Origin of the sequence: Paenibacillus sp. J14 (genome assembly GCF_000518465.1) — a bacterium.
GTDB classification, from domain to species: domain Bacteria; phylum Bacillota; class Bacilli; order Paenibacillales; family Paenibacillaceae; genus Fontibacillus; species Fontibacillus barengoltzii.
In genome coordinates this window covers 1-18,590 of sequence record NZ_JADQ01000033.1, presented here as the reverse complement: position 1 = coordinate 18,590, position 18,590 = coordinate 1, and the positions used below count along the sequence as shown (strand labels likewise).

The 18,590-nt window shown below is 53.7% G+C and carries 15 protein-coding genes, 1 pseudogene and 2 riboswitches; of the genes and pseudogenes, 13 read left to right on the top strand and 3 right to left on the bottom strand.

The annotated features are described in order from the left end of the window. The first annotated feature begins 5 nt into the window (after nt 1-5). A riboswitch (glycine riboswitch) is annotated at nt 6-132 on the top strand. Nucleotides 133-295: 163 nt separating this feature from the next. Together sdaAB and sdaAA are read left to right on the top strand one after the other, a co-directional pair. Next, entirely contained in the window at nt 296-967 is a 672-nt protein-coding gene (gene sdaAB, locus M891_RS0113585) for an L-serine ammonia-lyase, iron-sulfur-dependent subunit beta (RefSeq protein ID WP_028539233.1), read from the top strand. Nucleotides 968-984: 17 nt separating this feature from the next. Further along, nucleotides 985-1,866, top strand: a complete 882-nt coding sequence (gene sdaAA / locus M891_RS0113580; protein ID WP_028539232.1) for an L-serine ammonia-lyase, iron-sulfur-dependent, subunit alpha — start codon at nt 985-987, stop codon at nt 1,864-1,866. Nucleotides 1,867-2,104: 238 nt separating this feature from the next. On the opposite strand, the gene M891_RS0113575 is transcribed toward sdaAA, so the two are convergent. Then, nucleotides 2,105-3,511 carry an MFS transporter gene (locus M891_RS0113575; protein ID WP_028539231.1) on the bottom strand — a complete coding sequence of 469 codons (1,407 nt, stop codon included), beginning with the start codon at nt 3,509-3,511 and terminating at the stop codon, nt 2,105-2,107. A gap of 139 nt (nt 3,512-3,650) precedes the next feature. Here M891_RS0113575 and M891_RS0113570 point away from each other — a divergent pair, with 139 nt between their 5' ends. The 9 genes from M891_RS0113570 to M891_RS0113530 all read left to right on the top strand — a co-directional run bounded on the left by M891_RS0113570 (nt 3,651) and on the right by M891_RS0113530 (nt 12,396). Then, nucleotides 3,651-3,995 (top strand): ArsR/SmtB family transcription factor, encoded by a 345-nt coding sequence (locus M891_RS0113570; RefSeq protein WP_028539230.1) that lies wholly within the window; start codon nt 3,651-3,653, stop codon nt 3,993-3,995. A 58-nt stretch (nt 3,996-4,053) separates the two neighbouring features. Then, nucleotides 4,054-4,818: an SDR family NAD(P)-dependent oxidoreductase gene (locus M891_RS0113565; protein WP_028539229.1), complete on the top strand. Its 765-nt coding sequence runs from the start codon at nt 4,054-4,056 to the stop codon at nt 4,816-4,818. 42 nt (nt 4,819-4,860) lie between these two features. After that, the gene (locus M891_RS0113560; protein WP_028539228.1) at nt 4,861-5,736 is read left to right on the top strand and encodes a nucleotidyltransferase domain-containing protein; all 876 of its coding nucleotides are present in this window, start codon (nt 4,861-4,863) and stop codon (nt 5,734-5,736) included. 170 nt (nt 5,737-5,906) lie between these two features. Further along, nucleotides 5,907-6,671 (top strand): methionine ABC transporter ATP-binding protein, encoded by a 765-nt coding sequence (locus M891_RS23930; protein ID WP_085278450.1) that lies wholly within the window; start codon nt 5,907-5,909, stop codon nt 6,669-6,671. Between the two features lie 17 nt (nt 6,672-6,688). Next, nucleotides 6,689-7,357 (top strand): methionine ABC transporter permease, encoded by a 669-nt coding sequence (locus M891_RS0113550; protein WP_036625446.1) that lies wholly within the window; start codon nt 6,689-6,691, stop codon nt 7,355-7,357. A 17-nt stretch (nt 7,358-7,374) separates the two neighbouring features. Continuing rightward, on the top strand, nt 7,375-8,244 hold the full coding sequence (locus tag M891_RS0113545; RefSeq protein WP_016313246.1) for a MetQ/NlpA family ABC transporter substrate-binding protein: 870 nt from the start codon (nt 7,375-7,377) through the stop codon (nt 8,242-8,244). A 108-nt stretch (nt 8,245-8,352) separates the two neighbouring features. Beyond that, entirely contained in the window at nt 8,353-9,639 is a 1,287-nt protein-coding gene (locus M891_RS0113540; protein WP_028539226.1) for a LysM peptidoglycan-binding domain-containing protein, read from the top strand. A 106-nt stretch (nt 9,640-9,745) separates the two neighbouring features. Beyond that, nucleotides 9,746-9,902: riboswitch (FMN riboswitch) on the top strand. A gap of 134 nt (nt 9,903-10,036) precedes the next feature. Beyond that, the gene (locus tag M891_RS0113535) at nt 10,037-11,053 is read left to right on the top strand and encodes a DMT family transporter (protein ID WP_232228344.1); all 1,017 of its coding nucleotides are present in this window, start codon (nt 10,037-10,039) and stop codon (nt 11,051-11,053) included. Nucleotides 11,054-11,220: 167 nt separating this feature from the next. Beyond that, the gene (locus M891_RS0113530) at nt 11,221-12,396 is read left to right on the top strand and encodes a GGDEF domain-containing protein (protein WP_176222386.1); all 1,176 of its coding nucleotides are present in this window, start codon (nt 11,221-11,223) and stop codon (nt 12,394-12,396) included. Between the two features lie 57 nt (nt 12,397-12,453). Here the strand turns inward: M891_RS0113530 and M891_RS0113525 are convergent, their stop codons facing one another. Next, nucleotides 12,454-14,589: a glycoside hydrolase family 52 protein gene (locus M891_RS0113525; protein WP_028539223.1), complete on the bottom strand. Its 2,136-nt coding sequence runs from the start codon at nt 14,587-14,589 to the stop codon at nt 12,454-12,456. 156 nt (nt 14,590-14,745) lie between these two features. On the opposite strand from M891_RS0113525, the gene M891_RS0113520 reads away from it, so the two are divergent. Continuing rightward, on the top strand, nt 14,746-15,780 hold the full coding sequence (locus M891_RS0113520; protein WP_028539222.1) for an AraC family transcriptional regulator: 1,035 nt from the start codon (nt 14,746-14,748) through the stop codon (nt 15,778-15,780). Between the two features lie 42 nt (nt 15,781-15,822). Beyond that, the gene (locus M891_RS24675; RefSeq protein WP_051416990.1) at nt 15,823-17,532 is read left to right on the top strand and encodes a GDSL-type esterase/lipase family protein; all 1,710 of its coding nucleotides are present in this window, start codon (nt 15,823-15,825) and stop codon (nt 17,530-17,532) included. Nucleotides 17,533-18,201: 669 nt separating this feature from the next. Here the strand turns inward: M891_RS24675 and M891_RS25820 are convergent. After that, a pseudogene (locus M891_RS25820) lies at nt 18,202-18,590 on the bottom strand (transposase); the annotation flags it as partial.

Here is an 18,590-nt window from a genome sequence, read left to right as displayed (position 1 = left end):
GGCGAATGAGGATGATGGGAGAGTCCGCGGGCTGAACCGAAGATGGAACCGGCTTAGCGGCACCGAAGGAGCAAGGGCCGGTCCTGCAGCCGGCAGCCGAATCTCTCAGGTACAAAGGACCATGATCGGACGCCGCTCTGGAGAGAGCGAACAGCCACCCAAGAGGTACATGGATCTCGGATTTGAGGTTTGGACCGGGACCATTAAACTTTCAGGTAACGGGGACAGAGCGAAAGGCAGCAGCCTTTTTGTTCTGTCTCTTTTTCGTCATAGAAAAATGATGGGGAGATGTACGATGCGATTTAAAAGCGTATTTTCAATTATCGGTCCAGCGATGATTGGGCCCTCCAGTTCACATACGGCCGGGGCTGTACGGATTGGACGATTTGCCCGTCAGCTGCTCGGAACCGCGCCGGTTAAGGCGGAGATTTGCTTCTATGGCTCCTTTGCTGAAACGTACAGCGGACACGGAACCGATCTGGCCATCGTTGGCGGCATTTTGGATTACCGTACGGACGATGAGCGAATCCGCCAGTCGATACAGAACGCTGAACAACAGGGGATTGAAGTGGTGTTTACTACTGGAGTCCTGCCTGGGGCCCATCCGAATACGGTAAAAATAAAACTGACCTGCCAAGACGGAAGTTCAATCGAGGTCATGGGCGCATCCATCGGCGGAGGGACCATCGTTATTCGCAGCATTAACGGTTTTGAGGTGAAATGCTCTGGCGAGCTGCCGACGCTGGTCATCTCCCACACGGACCGGCAAGGGGTGCTGGCAGGAATTACGGCTTTGTTCAGCCGGGAGAATGTGAATATCGGCTACATTATTACCGATCGGAAAGGGCGGACCGCCGAGGCACTGACGGTTGTGGAAGCCGACTCGTCCATTCCGCCGGAATTAGTGGAGGCGATCCGTGCGTTGGAGCATGTCAGCCAAGTCTCCTACATTGATCTGACGAAGTAAAACGAGGAGGGAGCACGATGCGTTTTAAAAATTTGCGTGAGCTGGTTGAACTCTGTGAACGGGAATCCAAGACGATCTCCAGCATCATGATTCAGGATCAGGTGGAAGAGAGCGGGCAAACGGAGGAAGAAATTGTGGCTGCCATGAACGAGTACTACCAAATTATGAAAACGGCGGTACATAAAGGGCTGACTGAGGACATCGTCTCCACAAGCGGGCTGACCGGCGGCGATGCCAAAAGGGTCGAGGCCTACCGCAATCGCAGTGAGACTTCGGTTGGTGATATCGCATGTCAGGCCATGGCTTATGCGCTAGCTGTCTCCGAGGTGAACGCCTCGATGGGGCGCATCGTCGCTACACCGACGGCGGGCTCGTGCGGCATCATCCCCGGCGTGTTTGTCAGCGCACAGGAGCGCTTCGGCTGGAAGGATGAGCATCTCGTGCGCGGGCTGTTTTGCGCTGGAGCCATCGGGTATGTGATCGCCAATAACTCGTTTATTTCTGGCGCGGAAGGCGGTTGCCAGGCAGAGGTTGGATCGGCGATCGGAATGGCGGCCGGGGCGATGGTCGAGCTGCGCGGCGGGACGCCGGAACAAGCGGTACACGCCGTTGGCCTCGCGCTCAAGAACACGCTGGGCCTGATCTGCGATCCTGTTGGCGGTCTGGTCGAAATCCCTTGCATCGTGCGCAACGGCTTTGGAGCGGTCAATGCGCTGGCTGCCGCCGATATGGCCTTGGCCGGTGTGCGCAGCGCGATCCCGTCGGACGAAGTGATCGACGTGATGCTGGAGGTTGGCTCAGCGATGCCTAGTCGCCACCGCGAAACTGCGCAAGGAGGGCTGGCACAAACGCCAACCGGCCGTAAGATCATGAAGGAGCTGCGCAGTCGGAAGAAGTGAATGTGAACCCCTTATCTTCATCTTAACGCCGCTGCCTGCACTGCATATCGCGATGGCTCTGATCGTAATCTTGTCTTTTTAGTGCCGGCTGTCGCGGGCAACGATTGTGGAGATTACAGGAAGTGGAGTGAATTTTGCGGAGTAGGTTGCGGAATAAGCGAAATAACAAAACCCCTGCGGGGGCATCGATAGGATTACCTATGGAATGCTCCCTCAGGGGTTGTATGTTTTTATCGGGTTATGCTTCCAAAGAGGTGCTTTGCTGCGTACGTACTTTTACAGTAACCTTACGCAAATAGACGAACGACGAGACGAGTGAAACTAGCGCGATCACCATCAAGCCCCAGAAAATGTTCGAGTAAGCCGTGGACAACGGCAAATCGTGCTGCCATTCCATTGCGCTGGATGCCATGGCGACGCTGAAAGCACCGCTAAAGAATTGCAACAGCTGGTAAAGTCCCATTCCTGAACCTACCTGAGATGCCGGAAGAACACGGGAGATTTCATTAGATACACTGCTCGAGATTATCGTAAATCCAAGGCTCATCAGAATATAGATAAACAGGATGGCGAGCCACGATTGCCCGCTAAACAACGCGAACAAAGCCATAGAGATCAATACGAGCAGCGGAACGTACCGCAGGATCGTACCGTTCCCATGATGGTCAATGATTGAACCTATCTTGCGGGAAGCCACCATTGCAAGGATCGAGCCTGGGAAGATGATCATACCGGCATGGCTGGCGGTTAATTCGTATTGATGCACTAAAATTTGCGGCAGCAAAAACAAAGTGGCAAAGCTGCACAAATACGATGTGATCCCTACGATCGACAATGCTAAATATGACCCGTTACGAAATAAAGCGGGCGAAACAAACGGATCTGCAAAGGTGCGTATGCGCCAGACGAACAGCGCTAGCGCTACTGCGCCAATGGCGAGTGCCAACAAGGAATGCTGTGTCAAGTACAGCAGCAAACCTGTTGTTCCCACAGCTACGAAAATTGCACCAAGAGTATCAAACGATCCCCGCACGGGTTGTTCTTTTGGAATATACCGAAGAAACAGCGGTACCAGAATCAGAGTTAACGCCGTGATGATAAAGAGGTATCTCCAGCCAAAATATTCGACAATCGCGCCGCCGACAACGGGCCCTAGACCAAGACCCAGTGATACGGCTGACATGTTCATGGCCATCGCTTTGCCGCGCCGCTCGACGGGAACGTAACGGGATAACGTAACCAGGGATAACGATACGACCGCCCCAGCACCAGATGCTTGCACAACGCGAACAGCGAGCACGATCCAGAAGTTGGGGCTGAACATCCCGGTAATGGCGGCAAGTCCCAGTATCGTAAGTCCAATTGCCAGTAATCGCCGAATCGGCAGAAAATCGGAAAGCCGGCTGAAGGTAATTGACGAGATGGCGAACATAATCGAATAGCCGGTGACGATTAGGGATGTGGTGGTTGCCGACAATTGGAACGTCTTGGTGACGTCCGGCAATGCCAAGTTAAACATTGCTGTATTCATGATAACCAGAACGACAGCGATAGCAAGCAACACTGTCAGCAGCCCTTCGCGTTGGAGTGCTTCCGAAGAAGTTGGAGTTCCGGAAGATTGAGGACCGGTGGTAGTGTTACGCATGATTTTTACCTCCACTCTTTTCCTTGTTCTATTGTTCGAATATTATCGAACGTTTGAAATATAACACGCCTTATCTTATGATGTAAAGAGGGGAAAATAAAATTCATCACGAAATTTAGTAATAAAGGAGTTTTTCCTTATGAAAGTTCTATACCACCCCGAACGGGATGATATTCAGTTGTCTTCCGTCTTATATGCTTTAAGTGACCCGATTCGGCTTAGCGTCGTGGCGGAAATGAAGCGCTGCGGCGAACGGCCTTGTAATTATTTCGAGGTTCCTATCGCCAAATCGACGTTATCGCACCATATCCGGACACTGCGGGAAGCCGGTATCATCACGACTCGGATCCAAGGCACACAGCGGTTTATATCGGTGCGGGAAGAGGATTTGGAAGCCCGCTTTCCCGGGTTGTTGAACTCGATCCTGGAGGCTTATGAGAAAACCCAATCGCAGGAGCAATACACCGAATCGAAATCGGAGTAAGATGTTCCAATTAGTAGAGACTTGAGTGAGAAATCGAAGCCAAAGGGGAGCTTACCTTATGTTAAATTTGGATCTCTCAGGACAAATTGCGCTGATTACCGGAGCGACCGGGCAGCTAGGTCGGGTGATCACCCGGACATTGTCCGATTGCGGAGCAAAGGTAGTTATTCATTATGTGAATAACGAAGCCAAAGCCCGGGAATTATTTCAAGAGATCACCGCGGCCGGAAGAGAGGCCATGATCGTACAAGGCGATATTACAAAGGAAGCGGATATCCAAGCGATCCAAGCGAAGGTCACGGCCGAGCTTGGCGATCCGGACATCGTAGTTGCCAATGCCGTGGTGCAGTATAACTGGACTTCGGTTCTGGAGCAACCTGCGGAAGATTATGTGAGTCAGTTTGAATCTTGCGTTCTGCAGAGTGTGTTCCTGGCCAAGGCATTTATTCCGGCGATGATGGACAAAAGAAAAGGGCGCTTCATCGGAATTAACACTGAGTGCGCCATGCAGAACTTCCCCAACCAGTCGGCGTATACGGCAGGGAAAAGAGGCATGGACGGCGTTTACCGCGTTCTGGCTAAGGAGGTTGGGGAGTACGGGATAACTGTAAATCAGGTCGCTCCGGGCTGGACGATCAGCGATCGCGACCGCGAGCTGACAGATCGGAATGATGCTGCTTATATCGCCGGTGTTCCGCTGAAGCGGCGGGGAGAAGATCAAGATATTGCCAATGCGGTGGCGTTCCTGGCTTCTGATTTGGCTGGTTTTATCACGGGTGCGTACCTCCCGGTGACCGGCGGAAATGTCATGCCGGCCATTTAAGCTCTTGGCTAAGTTAGGCTGGACAAGAAGGAGGCGGGCAATGTGGAATCAGCGGAGGGAAGTTATTCGTTGATCCAGAGCCATTTACGACAGGTAGAGGCGGCGGAGCGGGTACGGATTCTGTATGCCTGCGAAGCGGGCAGCCGGGCCTGGGGTACTGCGTCTCCTGCCAGCGACTACGACATCAGGTTCATTTATGTTCGGCCGGTGGAGTGGTACTTGTCGCTCCGAGAAAAAAGGGACGTTATCGAGTATGCTCCACCAGGAGGAACGAAATCTGCTGGCGTTGATTCACTTGGTCCGGCTCAGCTGGGGAACAGCTGCAGTCTCGATCTTGTTGGCTGGGATCTGCGCAAGGTGCTGTCGCTGCTGGGGAAGGGCAATCCCTCTTTATTCGAGTGGCTGTCTTCCCCCATTATTTATACCGAAGGCTACTCCTTAAAGGAACGCTTGCAGTCGCTTGAAGAACGTGCTTTCTCTGCCAAAGCGGCGATGTACCATTACTTGCATATGGCGAAGCAAAATTGGCGCCCCCAGCACATGGGCAAGCAAGCTGCCCCGAAGGCATACTTATCGGTACTCCGGCCTGTGCTGGCTTGTGCTTGGATCGAGCGCTACGGTACCCCGCCGCCAGTGAGCATAAAGCTGCTGCTTGAAGCTGCATTACCGGACTTGGATAACGGGATTCGGGAAGAGATCGGCCTACTGCTGAAGCTTAAGCGAGGTGGAGCCCACCTCGAGCCCAAATCCCGTCTTTCGCATATGGACGGTTATTTAGCTGATCGAATAGAAGGATACGAGCGGCTCGCATCGATCTTGGAGCCCCCGAGTCGAAATAGGGGCTCGGCTTTGTCTGAAATGCTGGATGAAATGTTCATTTCCGTTCTGCAGGAAGTGTGGAAGATGAGAATAAGGTAAGAACCACTCAAAGGACCGCTGAGGCGGTTCTTTCTTTTTTCTCTTTTATAATAAACTTCAAAAATTAGTGACACAGATGCATACATGGTCTATAATCAACGGAAGAAAGCACAATGTAACAGAATAAAAAAATAAGTAATACAGTCACTGGAGTGAGAGGGGGGACGCTTATCATCACGTTGGAGCATGTCAGCAAAACGTACAGCTTGCAAAACGGGCAATTTGAAGCGTTGCGCAATGTCTCCCTGCAGATCCCGGAAGGCACCATCCACGGCATTATCGGACCTAGCGGAGCAGGGAAATCGACGTTGCTGCGAATGATGAATGCTCTGGAGCTGCCGGATCAAGGGAAAGTGACAGTTCTGGGCCAGGAGCTCACTGCGCTCCCTGAAACAGCGCGGCGTGAGGTGCGGCGCTCGATCGGCATGATTTTTCAACAGTTCCACTTGCTGAATAACCGGACGGTCAGCGGGAACGTATCGGTTCCGCTGGAGCTTGCCGGATTACCGAAGAAGGAGCGCGCCGAACGCGTGGGGGAATGTCTGCGTTTCGTTGGCCTGGAGGACAAGGCTGACCAATATCCGGCATCCCTCAGCGGGGGACAGAAGCAGCGGGTAGCCATTGCCCGGGCGTTGGCAAGTCAGCCTAGCATCCTGCTGTGCGATGAGCCGACCTCCTCGCTTGATCCGAAAACCACAGCAGAGATTCTCGAGGTGCTGCTGCATATCCATCGGACCTTAGGGGTGACGATCGTGATCGTCACGCATGAGATGGACGTGGTGCGCAGCATTTGCCAAGGGGTTTCGGTGATGGAAGAGGGGCGGATCACCGATGCGTTTACGCTTCAGCGGAATGAGGCGGAAGTTGGCACTGCTGGAAGAACCGGTTACCACGCCTCGTACCGGGAGCAGTTGCTTGGCGGGATGGAGGTGTAAAGGCGTTGGATTTTCTCATGATGATGTGGGAGGGCTTCGTTCAGTACCGCAGTCAAATTGGCGAAGCGATCGGCGAGACCTTCATGATGGTTGGGATCGCGTTGCTGGCAGCCTTACTAATTGGCTTACCGCTGGGAACAGCATTGTATCTGAACGGTAAAGGCCAGTTATATGAGCACTCCCTGAGGTACGCTCTGCTGAACGGGATCGTGAACGTCGTTCGTTCCTTTCCGTTCCTGTTGCTGGTGGTGTTTATGATTCCGCTCACCCGCCTGATCGTGGGTACGGCGATCGGAACGCTGGCTGCCTCGATTCCGCTGGCCGTTGTGGCCATTGCCATCTATGCGCGATTCGTTGAGCAATCGCTGTTGGAGGTGCCGCGCGGCGTTATTGAATCGGCCCGGTCGATGGGGGCGTCCAAGCTGCAGATCATCACGAAATTTTTGTATGTTGAAGCCCGTTCCGGCCTGGTGCTGGGATTAACCTCCTCGACGATCAGCTTCATTTCCTATTCGACGGTGATGGGTGTGGTTGGCGGCGGAGGGGTTGGCGATTTTGCCATCCGTTACGGTTATCAACGGTTCGAAACCGAGCTGATGGCTGTGGTGATTGTGCTGATGGTTATTTTGGTACAAGGAATTCAATTTATAGGAAATGCGTTGTCCCGATGGTTGGATAAACGCTGACAATGGAGGGAGAAACCATGCTAAAAACAGGAAAATGGATCATGTCGCTCGTAGTTCTGATGTTGGTGCTGAGCGCTTGCGGCAATAACAGCAATACCTCGAATAACGGAACAGGTGTGGAAGCACCGGCAGCGGCAGAGACGGAGACGACAGAGAACGGAACTACAGAAACCACACTGAAAGTAGCTTCGCTGATTCCACCGATGACGGACATTCTGGAACTGATCAAACCGCAGCTGAAGGAAGAGGGCATCAACTTGGAAGTTGTGATCTTGTCGGACAATGTGCAGCCCAATGATGCACTGGCGAACAAGGAAGTGGATGCGAACTTCTTCCAGCATGTCCCTTGGATGGAGGAGTACAATAAAAACAAAAACGCGAACCTCGTACCGGTTCAGCCGGTGTATCATGCGGTATACGGCGCTTATTCCAAACGGTATAAATCGATGGAAGAGCTCCCGGATGGAGCAACGATTGTTATCGCCAATGACGCGTCTAACGGTGGACGCTCCCTTGACATGCTGGACAAAGCCGGCGTGATTAAATTGAAGGAAGGCGTAGGGATTAACGGGACTGTTGCAGATATCGTAGAGAACAAACATAACTATAAATTCGAGGAAGTTGACCTGCTCATGTTGGCCCGGATGCTGGACGATGCCGATTTGGTGCTGATGACACCGGCTTATGCCAGCCCGCTGGGACTTACACCGAAGAAGGATGCTTTGCTGACGGAAACCATCGAATCGGCATTTGCCATCACTTTGGTGGCTCGTGAGGATAACCGCGATTCCGAGCCGATTCAGAAGCTGGCAAAGGCGATTTCTAGTCCAGAGGTCAAGCAGTTCCTCGAGGACAACTACGACGAGATTGCGCTTCCGGCGTTTTAATTTAGTGCCCTGGCACGAATCTTGGTATAGTACCTGCTGATCGGAATAGGTCAAACTTCCCTCCTCATAGGATGATGTTAGCATGATCCATATGGAGGAGGGGAGTCGATGCAGGTTCATATCGTCCAGCCGGGGCAAACGACATATCGTATCGCACAATCCTATGGCATACCTTATGAAGATATCGTTGAAGCTAATGAATTGCCGAATCCGGAGAGGCTCGTGGTTGGACAAACCTTGGTCATCCCGAACGTCGGCAACTATTATTGGGTCCGGCCTGGGGACAGCTTATGGTCGATCGCTCAACGATTTGGATTAAGTTATCATGAGTTGGCCCGCGTGAATGCCATCAGCGTAGATCAACCCCTTTCGATCGGGTTTCGGCTGTACATTCCGCCGCGGCCGCGAAGAAGAGCGGAGTTTAACGCTTATGTAGAGCCGCGCGGCGGAACGGTCTCTGCAGCGCTGGAGGAAAGTGCGCGGGAAACCGCGCGATATCTGACCTACCTGGCTCCGTTCAGCTTCCTAGCGCAACGGGACGGCTCGCTTCGAGAGCCGCCGCTCAATCAGTTTCCGGAAATTGCTCGGGCAAACCGGGTTGTCCTGATGATGGTGATCACGAATCAGGAGAACGACCAGTTTAGCGATGAGCTTGGCCGGATCTTGCTCAATGATATCCCGATTCAAGATCGGTTTCTGGACAACATCGTCACGACCGCAAACCGATACGGATTTCGGGATATTCATTTCGATTTCGAGTTTTTGCGGCCCGAAGACCGCGAGGCATACAACGCCTTCTTGCGTAAAGCCAAAGCGCGATTCGCGGAGCAGGGCTGGCTGATGTCGACTGCTTTAGCGCCAAAGACCAGTGCCGATCAGAAAGGGAAATGGTATGAAGGGCATGATTACCGGGCCCACGGTGAAATCGCCGATTTTGTTGTGATCATGACCTATGAATGGGGCTACAGCGGTGGACCGGCTCAGGCAGTGTCGCCGATTGGTCCTGTCCGCCGGGTACTTGAATATGCGCTGACGGAAATGCCGGGCTCCAAGATCATGATGGGGCAAAACCTATACGGGTATGACTGGACGTTGCCATTTGTGGAGGGAAGCTCCGCAAGGGCGATTAGTCCGCAGCAGGCGATTCAAATTGCCGCGCGGCATGGCGTCGCCATTCAATACAGCGAGCGGGATCAGGCACCTTTTTTCCAATATTGGGATGCGGAAGGTCGGGAGCATGAAGTTTGGTTTGAGGATGCTCGCTCGATTCAAGCGAAGTTTGACCTGATCAAGGAGTTAGGGCTGCGCGGAATGAGTTATTGGAAGCTGGGTTTAAGTTTTCCGCAAAATTGGCTGCTGCTCGAAGACAATTTCGAGGTGGTCAAGCGGGGATAAAGATGAATTGTTGGGACATGATCAGGCTTTGTGATTTTTGCAACAGAGTCGCTTGACAACCTGCGTTATGATAGAAACAACTTAAGTAATCCAAAATTAAATGAATAGAGATCTTCGGGGTAGGGTGAAATTCCCGACCGGCGGTGAGGTTTCGGCAAGAGGGAACCGCAGCCCGCGACTCGCAGATGGCCTTCACGGCCCGAAGCGACTGACTTGGTGAGAATCCAAGGCCGACGGTAAAGTCCGGATGGGAGGAGATCAATGAAGCTGAAGTTTGAATCAGGGACCTGCCATGGTCGCCTGCCAAGCTTATTTGGTCAGCCCCCGCAAAGCCTTTAGGAAGGTCGATGCGGGGGTTTTCTACGTAGACCCTCTATTCAAGAAGGGGACAGACACCATGGAGAAAGTCAAAGTAAGCAGTGGTATCCAAATTTCTGCTGGATTGAATGCAGGGGCACTTACGGGCGCATCCGGTCAGATTCAGCACTCGCCCAGAACGGCTCAAGCACGCAAATCGCGCAGCGGTTTCTGGCTTGTCGTGTTGGGTGCAGCATTGTGGGGCGTAGACCCGTTGTTTCGGGTGATCCTGCTGAAGTCGCTGACCTCGGCGCAAATCGTATTGATTGAGCATCTGATTATCGCGCTTTTTGCCATCCCGGTCTTATGGAAAAACCGCACCGAGCTTAAAGGGCTTGGTTGGCGTCAAGGGGGCGCGCTGCTATTTATTTCGTGGGGCGGTTCGGCCATCGCCACGATTCTGTTTACGTTGGCCTTGTCAAGCGGTGACCTGAATGCAGTCCTGCTGCTGCAAAAAATGCAGCCGCTGTTTGCCATCTTGCTGGCCGGATTGCTGCTTAAAGAGAAGCTGCCGCGCCACTTTTTCGGATATCTGCTTATCGCGTTGCTTGGAACGTATTTGCTGACCTTCGGGTTTACGATGCCGATTGGGCATTGGAGCGATTTCGTGCAGATCGGCAGCCTGCTCTCATTAGGGGCAGCCGCCTTGTGGGGCGGATCCACGGTAATGGGGCGGTTGATGGTCGGGACGATGAAATATGAGACAGTGACATCGTTGCGGTTTATTTTGGCGTTGCCGCTGTTGCTGGCGATCACTTGGAATGAAGGGGCTGCATGGAGCCTGCCGACCGGCACCTCGCAAATTGCTGCATTTTCCCTCAATATGCTTGGACAAGCGTTGTTGCCAGGCCTGCTAAGCTTGCTCGTCTATTACAAGGGGCTGACCACAACCAAAGCGTCGGTCGCGACTCTGGCGGAGCTAAGCTTCCCAATGGTTGGCGTTCTGATTAACTGGATTGCGTTCCAGCAATTGATTACAGTCGCCCAAGCCTGTGGGTTCGTGCTGATATGGGGCACGTTATTCCTGATCTCCCGCCAGGGAGATACCAACCACTAATTTTGCAAAACGATGAAATAGCGGGGATCTCCTCCTGTTTGACAGGAAGGAAATCCTCGTTTTTTTTCATTCTCTGCATCCTCTTTGGCGAAATTTGTTATATGATAAGAAAAAGTATCAAATAAGGATGAAGATTATTTCGTGGGATGGAGACGGTGGAAAGTTTCATGTTGGATCTAAAATTAGATATGGGAACGGAATTCGTATTGCTCGTATTGGGCCATCTTCTGACCATCATTCTCTTTAGTGCATACAAGTTCCGTAATTCCAAACAGTCAGTGATGGACGTGTTTTATGCCGCCAAATGGCTGCAGGCTGTAACCTGGGGTTTGTTTATATTATCGGAAAATACACCGGGCATGGCCGTGCTCACAGCGGCGAATTTGTTTTTACTGCTGGGGGCTGCCTCTGAAATGGTTGCATTGCTGCAAGTGACTGACGGATTTAGCACCAAAGCGAGGAGGTTCTACGTATATTGGACCGCAGCGGGTATGACAGCCTACCTGTTGGTTGTTCTCCTGCATAATACCGCTTCACTTCGCATTGCTGTCGTCTCCTTCTCTATCGCGGTGATGCTGGCGATCCCTGCCGTTCGGTTAGTGTCATCGTCCTTGAATTCCTCATTGTCCCAGCTGATAGGTTACATGTACCTCACAATCGCGATTGTCTTGACCGCTCGCACCCCGCTGGCTTTCTTCAGTCTCGGATTGGTGGACATGATGAACCCCGGCGTCTATCAAACGTTAACCTTCCTGGCTTTGTATGCGCTTTTAATGCTGGGGAACATGGGCTTCTTCCTTCTCTCCAAGGAGCGGACGGACCGGGAGTTGATGAGATTGGCCAGCTATGACGATCTGACTGGTGCGTTGAACCGGCGGGCCTTTATGCACCATACCCAGCAGACCTTGCGGCAATGCCGGAGGGTGGGGATCCCGGCCTCGTTTATTCTGATCGATGTGGACCATTTTAAGACGATTAATGACTCCTTTGGTCATCATATCGGAGACGAGCTGCTGCAGGAATTCGCCGGGAAGGTCCATCCTCGACTGCGGGAGGGGGATTTGTTTGGGCGGTATGGCGGAGATGAATTCGCGATCTTCCTTCCGGGAGCGGACGAGCAGGCCTCGGATGAGTTCGCTGAAAATCTGCGTGCCGCTGTGCTGGAGAGTCAGAGAAATCGCGGGCGCCTGGACACTAGACCCGAGTATACCATCAGCATTGGTGTGGTCACTGTTCCCGCAGGCTCGGATGTGCCGTTGCAGGAGTTGTTTAAATCCAGCGATGAAGCATTGTATCAAGCCAAGCATGCTGGCCGTAACCAGGCCGCACGTAGCGGAGCATAACAGCGAAAGGCCGGGCCCATAAGGGACCAGCCTTTTTTTGGTTGTGTGCAAGCGGGATCAGTTCTCGTCCAGCCACAAAATTGCTGTAACCCCGCGCGGATAATACCGACTTCCGCAGATGACACCGGCCATCATCTGGTCGCTCCAGCTCCAGTAGGCATTCTTCTCGGAAGTCAGCCAGCCCACATGTGCTGCATCGGCAGCTTGACCTCGTTCGTCCCACGGAAGACCCAAGATCCGGCGGGCGATGAACTGGCAGAGATAAATTTTACTTAGCCAGGAGTTGTTGCTCGTTGAGGACAACTTCCAACCGCCGTCCTCGAACAGGCAGATGCCCGGCTGCAGCACTGTGTTCAGGTGCGTGGACAGCGCTGCGATATATGCGCCGAATCGACCGTTTGGATCCAGCGCTTCTTCGCAGCCGGTGTAGAGCGGGTAGATAAGACCCTCGATCGCAGGGATGATCTTCGAGTCATTGTTCTCTTGAATGACCGCTGGAATGTAACCGCCCGGCAGCATATGAGAAGTAATCGTGGCAGCACACAAATCGGCTTGGCGTCCGGCCAGCGCAGCCGCCGTTTCGCGGCCATTGTCACGAAGCAGCTTCTCTAAGGCAACGTACGCTGCCCAGCTCTTGCCGGCCAAATAAATGTTATTCCGCGCTTGCCCCAGCGAGACGTCCAGACTGTCATAGGTGGTGATTTCCGCTCCGCCCATTGTACGGGAACTGTCGAGGCCCATAATGCCGGTACGCTGCGACGGATCAGGATGGTCGCGGTTCACCATGCTTTCCAAGCATTGCTCCAGAATCGGCAGGTTCTGCTTCAACCATTCGCGATCGTTCGTTTGATGGACGTAAACGGTGGCGCTTAACACCCAGTTGACGAGTTGCTCCTGCGTCATGTGAGAGAAGCAGTCGTCGAGCGCATGCAGCTCATAAGACGAATAGCCAGGAAGGGTAAACGAGTTCTTTACGCCCATGTCATGCGTGAAGCTGATGCCGCCAGGATATTCGGTTGAATCTCCCGGAAACCGCACCGTATCCCGGTAGCTGTAGCGGCTGGTGTAGAAATCGAGTTCGTTTTTAACCGTCCATGGATTCATTTTGATCTCGTAAAACAACTGGTCAACCAGCAAATCAAACGTATTCATCATCCGGTATTCGCCTTCATTGACGATCCAGAGCGGCTTGCCGTCATGCTCCAGCAGCTCCGTGGAACCGTAATAGCTGCGGATGGCATGCGCAAGCATAAACTTCTGATCCTCGCTTAGCTTAGCGTCGTTCACTAGCGCGTCGCCTTGGCGGGCAACCTCCAGCTTACGGTCAAATTGTGCTAACGCATACTCGGCTACTTCTTCGATGTTCGCGAAATACCGCGTATAGTAGTAGGATGCATCTATCCCTGTTGTGACGTAACCAGCGCGGTAGAAGCAAAGTGCAAAGCGGTAAGTGGCTTTCTCGCCAGCCGGTGTATCCATAAGCAGTGCGCCCACGGGGCCAAGGCCAAACCGGAGATTTTCCGGAACCTTTGGTTTGAGAATCGATTCCATCGTAAAAAAGCCAGCGCTGGTAATCCGCGGATCGCTCGCCGCAATGGCGGTATGGCGGCCTTGGCCAATGCCGCAAATGCGGCCGCTCGTCACGTCCTCCAAGCGACGAATGGCGCTGACAGGGTCGTTGTTTTGCATACCAAAGAAGGCTTTGCGCGTCGACGTTCCCCGGGTATTGTCCACCGTGATCTCGGCAAGCACGGCCGGCATCAGCGCGAAACGCAGCTGCTCTTCCGTTGCTGTCTCGGGATCAGGTACGCCTTCAAACGGGGAGATTAAGCGGAACGTCAAATCGCCGGCTTGCCATTCGTCGATGGCTGCCCCAAATCGGCGGACGATTTCATTCCGATTGTACGGCAGGATGAGACCGCCCTCTACTTGCTGAACGGAATGTCGCTCGCTGGAGCCTGAATTGCTCTCTTCGGTCGTGTAACGATTACGCTCGTCCAGACCTTCGCCAAAGAACGGGAAAGCGCGGTAATGCTCTTGCCCATCGTCCTGCAGGCCAATATAGATGTTTTGGTTCGGCGGGCTGGCCATTTCTAGGTCGAAGCCGCCGCTTTGGCCGGGATAACCTAATGTAAAGCTGGCAAACGCTCCCATCGGAGAGTGATGCGCGTTAAAAAATATATTTTTACCCAAGTTAATTACCTCCTGTTCAATTCACAGCGGTTATGCTAGTTTTGATTATAACAAGGCTTTTGGGGAACGCCCATGTCCAAACCGCCGATCGATTTATCCAAAACGTGCACGGCGGTGAGGCAGGGAAAGCGATTAAAGAGAAGCGGAGGGATAAGGGTGGCTAGAGAACATCAGGTTACCGAATATATGCTGCCAAATATGGATTCGACGTTTAAGCTCTTTGCCGCGCATTTGCGAACGGTCACGCCGGAGTGGTCGTATCCGCGCCACAGCCACCCGCTGTTCGAGGTGAACTTGCTGCTGGCAGGCAGTCAAGAGATGCTCGTCGGCGGTAAATGTTATGTGCAGCAGCCCGGCGATTTTCTGCTGCTGCGCCCCGAGGACATGCACGAAAGCCGGGCGCTGGGAACAGAGTCGATGACGTATTATTGCTTGCATTTTAACGTCGATGAGCCCGTGCTTCGCGAGCTGCTGTGCCGCGGCGAGAATCCGCTCTACACCGCAGACGGACCGCTGGCCCAAATTATTCGGCCAAGCTTGGACAAGCTCATCGCGCTTACTTCGGACGGGTCAGGTACGAAGGTGGCGGACAAGATGCGGACGATGGCTGCGCTGTTCGAGCTGTTTGCAGGGCTGAGCGAAGGGTTGGCCGAGCAGGAAGCCGGCGCGCCAAGCAGCCGGATGAACCGGATCGCGGCGGAGATCGCCGCCGCGCTGGAGCGCAGCGTCGAGGAGCCGGGGGCGGCGTGGAACGTGTCAACATTAGGGAACGCAAGCACCATAAGCAGCAGTTCCAGAAACAGCAGTTCCAGCATCACCGGCGAAAAGGGTATCAGCAGTAATGTTAGTCGCGGTAGTGTCTCCCGTGATGAAGGCTCCTCCGGTCGTCGATCCGTCGACGTTCTGGACGCCGATCGATCACGCGAGACTGTCGCGGCGGTCACTGCCGGACTTGGGTACAGCGCGTCCTCCTGCAATCGGATTTTCCGCAGCGTGTACGGGATGTCGCCGCGCCAGTATTTATCGGCGCTGAAGCTTAAGAAGGCCAAGCTGCTGCTGTTGGAGCCGGAGTTATCGGTGGAAGCCGTTTCGATACGACTTGGTTACAAGGATATTGCCCATTTCAGCCGTCAGTTTAAACGCTGGACTGGAGAATCACCCGGCAAGTTTAGAGCGCGGTTTCATATTTAACTTGAAGTCATATCCATTTTATTTTGAAAGGGGCTTGCTGTTTTGATCACTAAAAATGAAAGCGCTGACTTGTTAGCGGTACCGCGAAGCAAGCGAATTGTCTTTTTTGGCGACAGCATTACGGAGAACGGTACGTATATCCGGAACTTGGAGGCTTTTTTCCTGAAGCATCTGCCGGAACACCGACTGGAGTGGATCAATTTGGGGGTCAGCAGCGAGACTGTAGCGGGAACCAGCGAAAAAGATCACCCCTTCCCCCGTCCCTGCGTGCATGAGCGCCTGGAGCGCGCTTTGGCCGAAACCCGGCCGGATTGGGTGTTTATTTGCTACGGAATGAACGACGGAATTTATCATCCGTTTGGGGAGGCGCGTTTTGAAGCCTACCGCGATGGGTTGCGTCAAGCTGTGGAACAGGTGCAAAGCGTCGGAGCCCGCGTCATCCTGATGACGCCGCCGCCATTTGATGTTGCTTCGATTGGCGGAGAGGCGCTGCCAGACGGGAAGGATATGAATGAATACTCGTTTGAGCGGCCGTATGTCAAATATAACGAAGTCTTGGAACGCTACGCAGCTTGGGTGCAGCAGTACGGCGAAGCAGAAGGGCTGACGGTGGTAGATCTCCGCCGCCCGTTGAGTGAACTGATTCGTAAACGTCGTGAGGCGGACGCGGGTTATCGTTACGGCGATGGCATCCATCCGAACGAAGACGGGCATTGGGTAATCGCCCAGACGATCCTGAGCCGTGTGTTCCATTTGGAGCTGGAGCGGATACCGGCCTGGGCTGAGGTCGACGGGGGCGACAGCGAGTTTATCCGGCTCGTCGGCCAGCGGCGAGCCGTGCTGAATGCGGCGTGGCGAGAGCATGTCGGGCACACGAACCCGAACAAGCTGGAGACACCGCCGCTGGCGGAGGCGCTGCAGCAGGCTGAGGCACTGCTGCCAGCAATCGAGCGTGCCGCTGCGCTGGAAGGCGGCACAGAGAGCGCGGAGGTGCGCGAATGGATGGGGTTCGCGCGCACCGACTTCTACTTCGGCGGCCGCGAATGCGTGGTAGTCGCTCCGCGGGAGGCCGCGCCCGGCCGGCCTTGGGTTTGGCGGAGCGAATTCTTCGGCGCCTTCGCGGACGCCGACCTGGCTCTGCTCGAGCAAGGCTGGCACGTGGCCTACTGCCGGCTGAGCCACCTCTACGGCTGCCCGTACGCCGCCGGGCAGATGGAAGCATTTCGCGCCTGGCTGACCGCGAAATATGAGCTCGCCCCGAAGCCGGTGTTGTTCGGCTTCAGCCGGGGCAGCCTGTACGCGCTACGGTACGCCGCGCTGTACCCGGACCGCGTCGCGGCGCTGTATCTCGACGCGCCGGTGGTGGACATCCGCAGCTGGCCGGGGGGCCAGGGTGCGGGTCGGGGCGCGCCGGAGGAGTGGCACGACTGCTTGGCGGTGTATGACATCGCCAAGTCAGCAGCCACTCCGGCGGAGGCCAACCGGCTCGCCGGCGAGGAGACGGATCGCCTGCTCGCAGGGCTCACCGCACCGGCCAGCGCTGGCGTGCCGGTGCTGCTCATCTCCGGTGACGCCGATCTCGACGTGCCGTTTGAGGAGAACGGGGCGGTGCTTGAGCGCACCTACCGGGCATGTGGCGGAGCGGTGATGACCATTCTTAAGCCAGGCGGGGGCCATCACCCGCACAGCTTGCCCGACATCACTCCGATTGTGCAGTTTGTCCTTTCTTCGGCTGCGAACCGAGTACAATAGCTGCCTATAGACCGTCCGATGGATATCGGACGGTTTTTTGCTTCGAATTGGAAGACTTCTTCCTTTGGGGGGAGGGAAACCTAGTCTTTCCGCGTTCTTTTCAACGATTATCCCGTTGCATCAGGAAATGGAAACAAGAGAAAGAAAGTGTGATATGCAAAATTGAAGCAAGATGCCGGTAAACCGATAAGTACGGATATGTGCAAGAGGGAGGAATACGTTCTCGTCCTCCTTTTTAACGATTATCCCGTTGAATCAGCCGGTGGAGAATGTGAAGGAAGTAGGGGGCAGAAAGTAGCATCCAAGTAATATCCAAGTGTAGTAGTATGAAAGATCAGTAATAAACAAGTGTAGTAGTATGCAAGATCAGTAATAAAAAAGTGATGTGAGAAAACCGATGGGTAGGAACATTTGAGCTACAACTCACTGAGTTAATATAGATTAGATTGTGAAAAAAACGATAAATTGAACTTGGGTATAGCTTAAATCGGTTGAGCTGAAAGGGAAAATACTGAATAAGAAGCGGAAATGCTGAAATTGGTATAGCTGTAAATGAGTCGATTAACTGTGTTCGAAAGTCAAGGTAGGGGCGATTTCATGTTGTTTGGCATTCCGATCAGCATTCTTTCTTTTCTCAATAAAAATCGCATAGTACCTCAGTTAGCAGCCTCACGCTGCACCTGCAAGGAACGGCTTCCGCTGGCGTGCGTTCAGACCATGGGCGATTAACTGGCGGTAAGGGATGGCAGGAATGGACAAGCACATTTGCAGCAGGTTTTGGCGCATCTCTTCCTCGGAACAAGTCATGCGCAGGTAACGGCGGACGGTGTACTCATTCAAATACGCCTGCAAATGCGTTATTCCCAGCGAGACATACGTGCGTCGGATCGAGTCTCTTGCTTGTCTCACGACNNTCCGCAAGGGCAGATACATCCGATAAGCGAAAGGAAACCACCGCTTGGTTGAGGTATGTTGTCCATCGACATACTTGTTGATGAATGTCTCAAGATCGCTCCGGTCAGCCTGTTGCTCGCCCCCTCCTCTTTTGTGCGGAATCA

Coding starts and splice junctions, on each gene's coding strand:
- M891_RS0113565 (WP_028539229.1), top strand. CDS start 4,054: ATGTTAAATTTGGATCTCTCAGGACAAATTGCGCTGATTACCGGAGCG.
- M891_RS0113550 (WP_036625446.1), top strand. CDS start 6,689: ATGATGATGTGGGAGGGCTTCGTTCAGTACCGCAGTCAAATTGGCGAA.
- M891_RS0113530 (WP_176222386.1), top strand. CDS start 11,221: ATGTTGGATCTAAAATTAGATATGGGAACGGAATTCGTATTGCTCGTA.
- M891_RS0113570 (WP_028539230.1), top strand. CDS start 3,651: ATGAAAGTTCTATACCACCCCGAACGGGATGATATTCAGTTGTCTTCC.
- sdaAA (WP_028539232.1), top strand. CDS start 985: ATGCGTTTTAAAAATTTGCGTGAGCTGGTTGAACTCTGTGAACGGGAA.
- M891_RS0113575 (WP_028539231.1), bottom strand. CDS start 3,511: ATGCGTAACACTACCACCGGTCCTCAATCTTCCGGAACTCCAACTTCT.
- M891_RS0113545 (WP_016313246.1), top strand. CDS start 7,375: ATGCTAAAAACAGGAAAATGGATCATGTCGCTCGTAGTTCTGATGTTG.
- sdaAB (WP_028539233.1), top strand. CDS start 296: ATGCGATTTAAAAGCGTATTTTCAATTATCGGTCCAGCGATGATTGGG.
- M891_RS0113540 (WP_028539226.1), top strand. CDS start 8,353: ATGCAGGTTCATATCGTCCAGCCGGGGCAAACGACATATCGTATCGCA.
- M891_RS0113535 (WP_232228344.1), top strand. CDS start 10,037: ATGGAGAAAGTCAAAGTAAGCAGTGGTATCCAAATTTCTGCTGGATTG.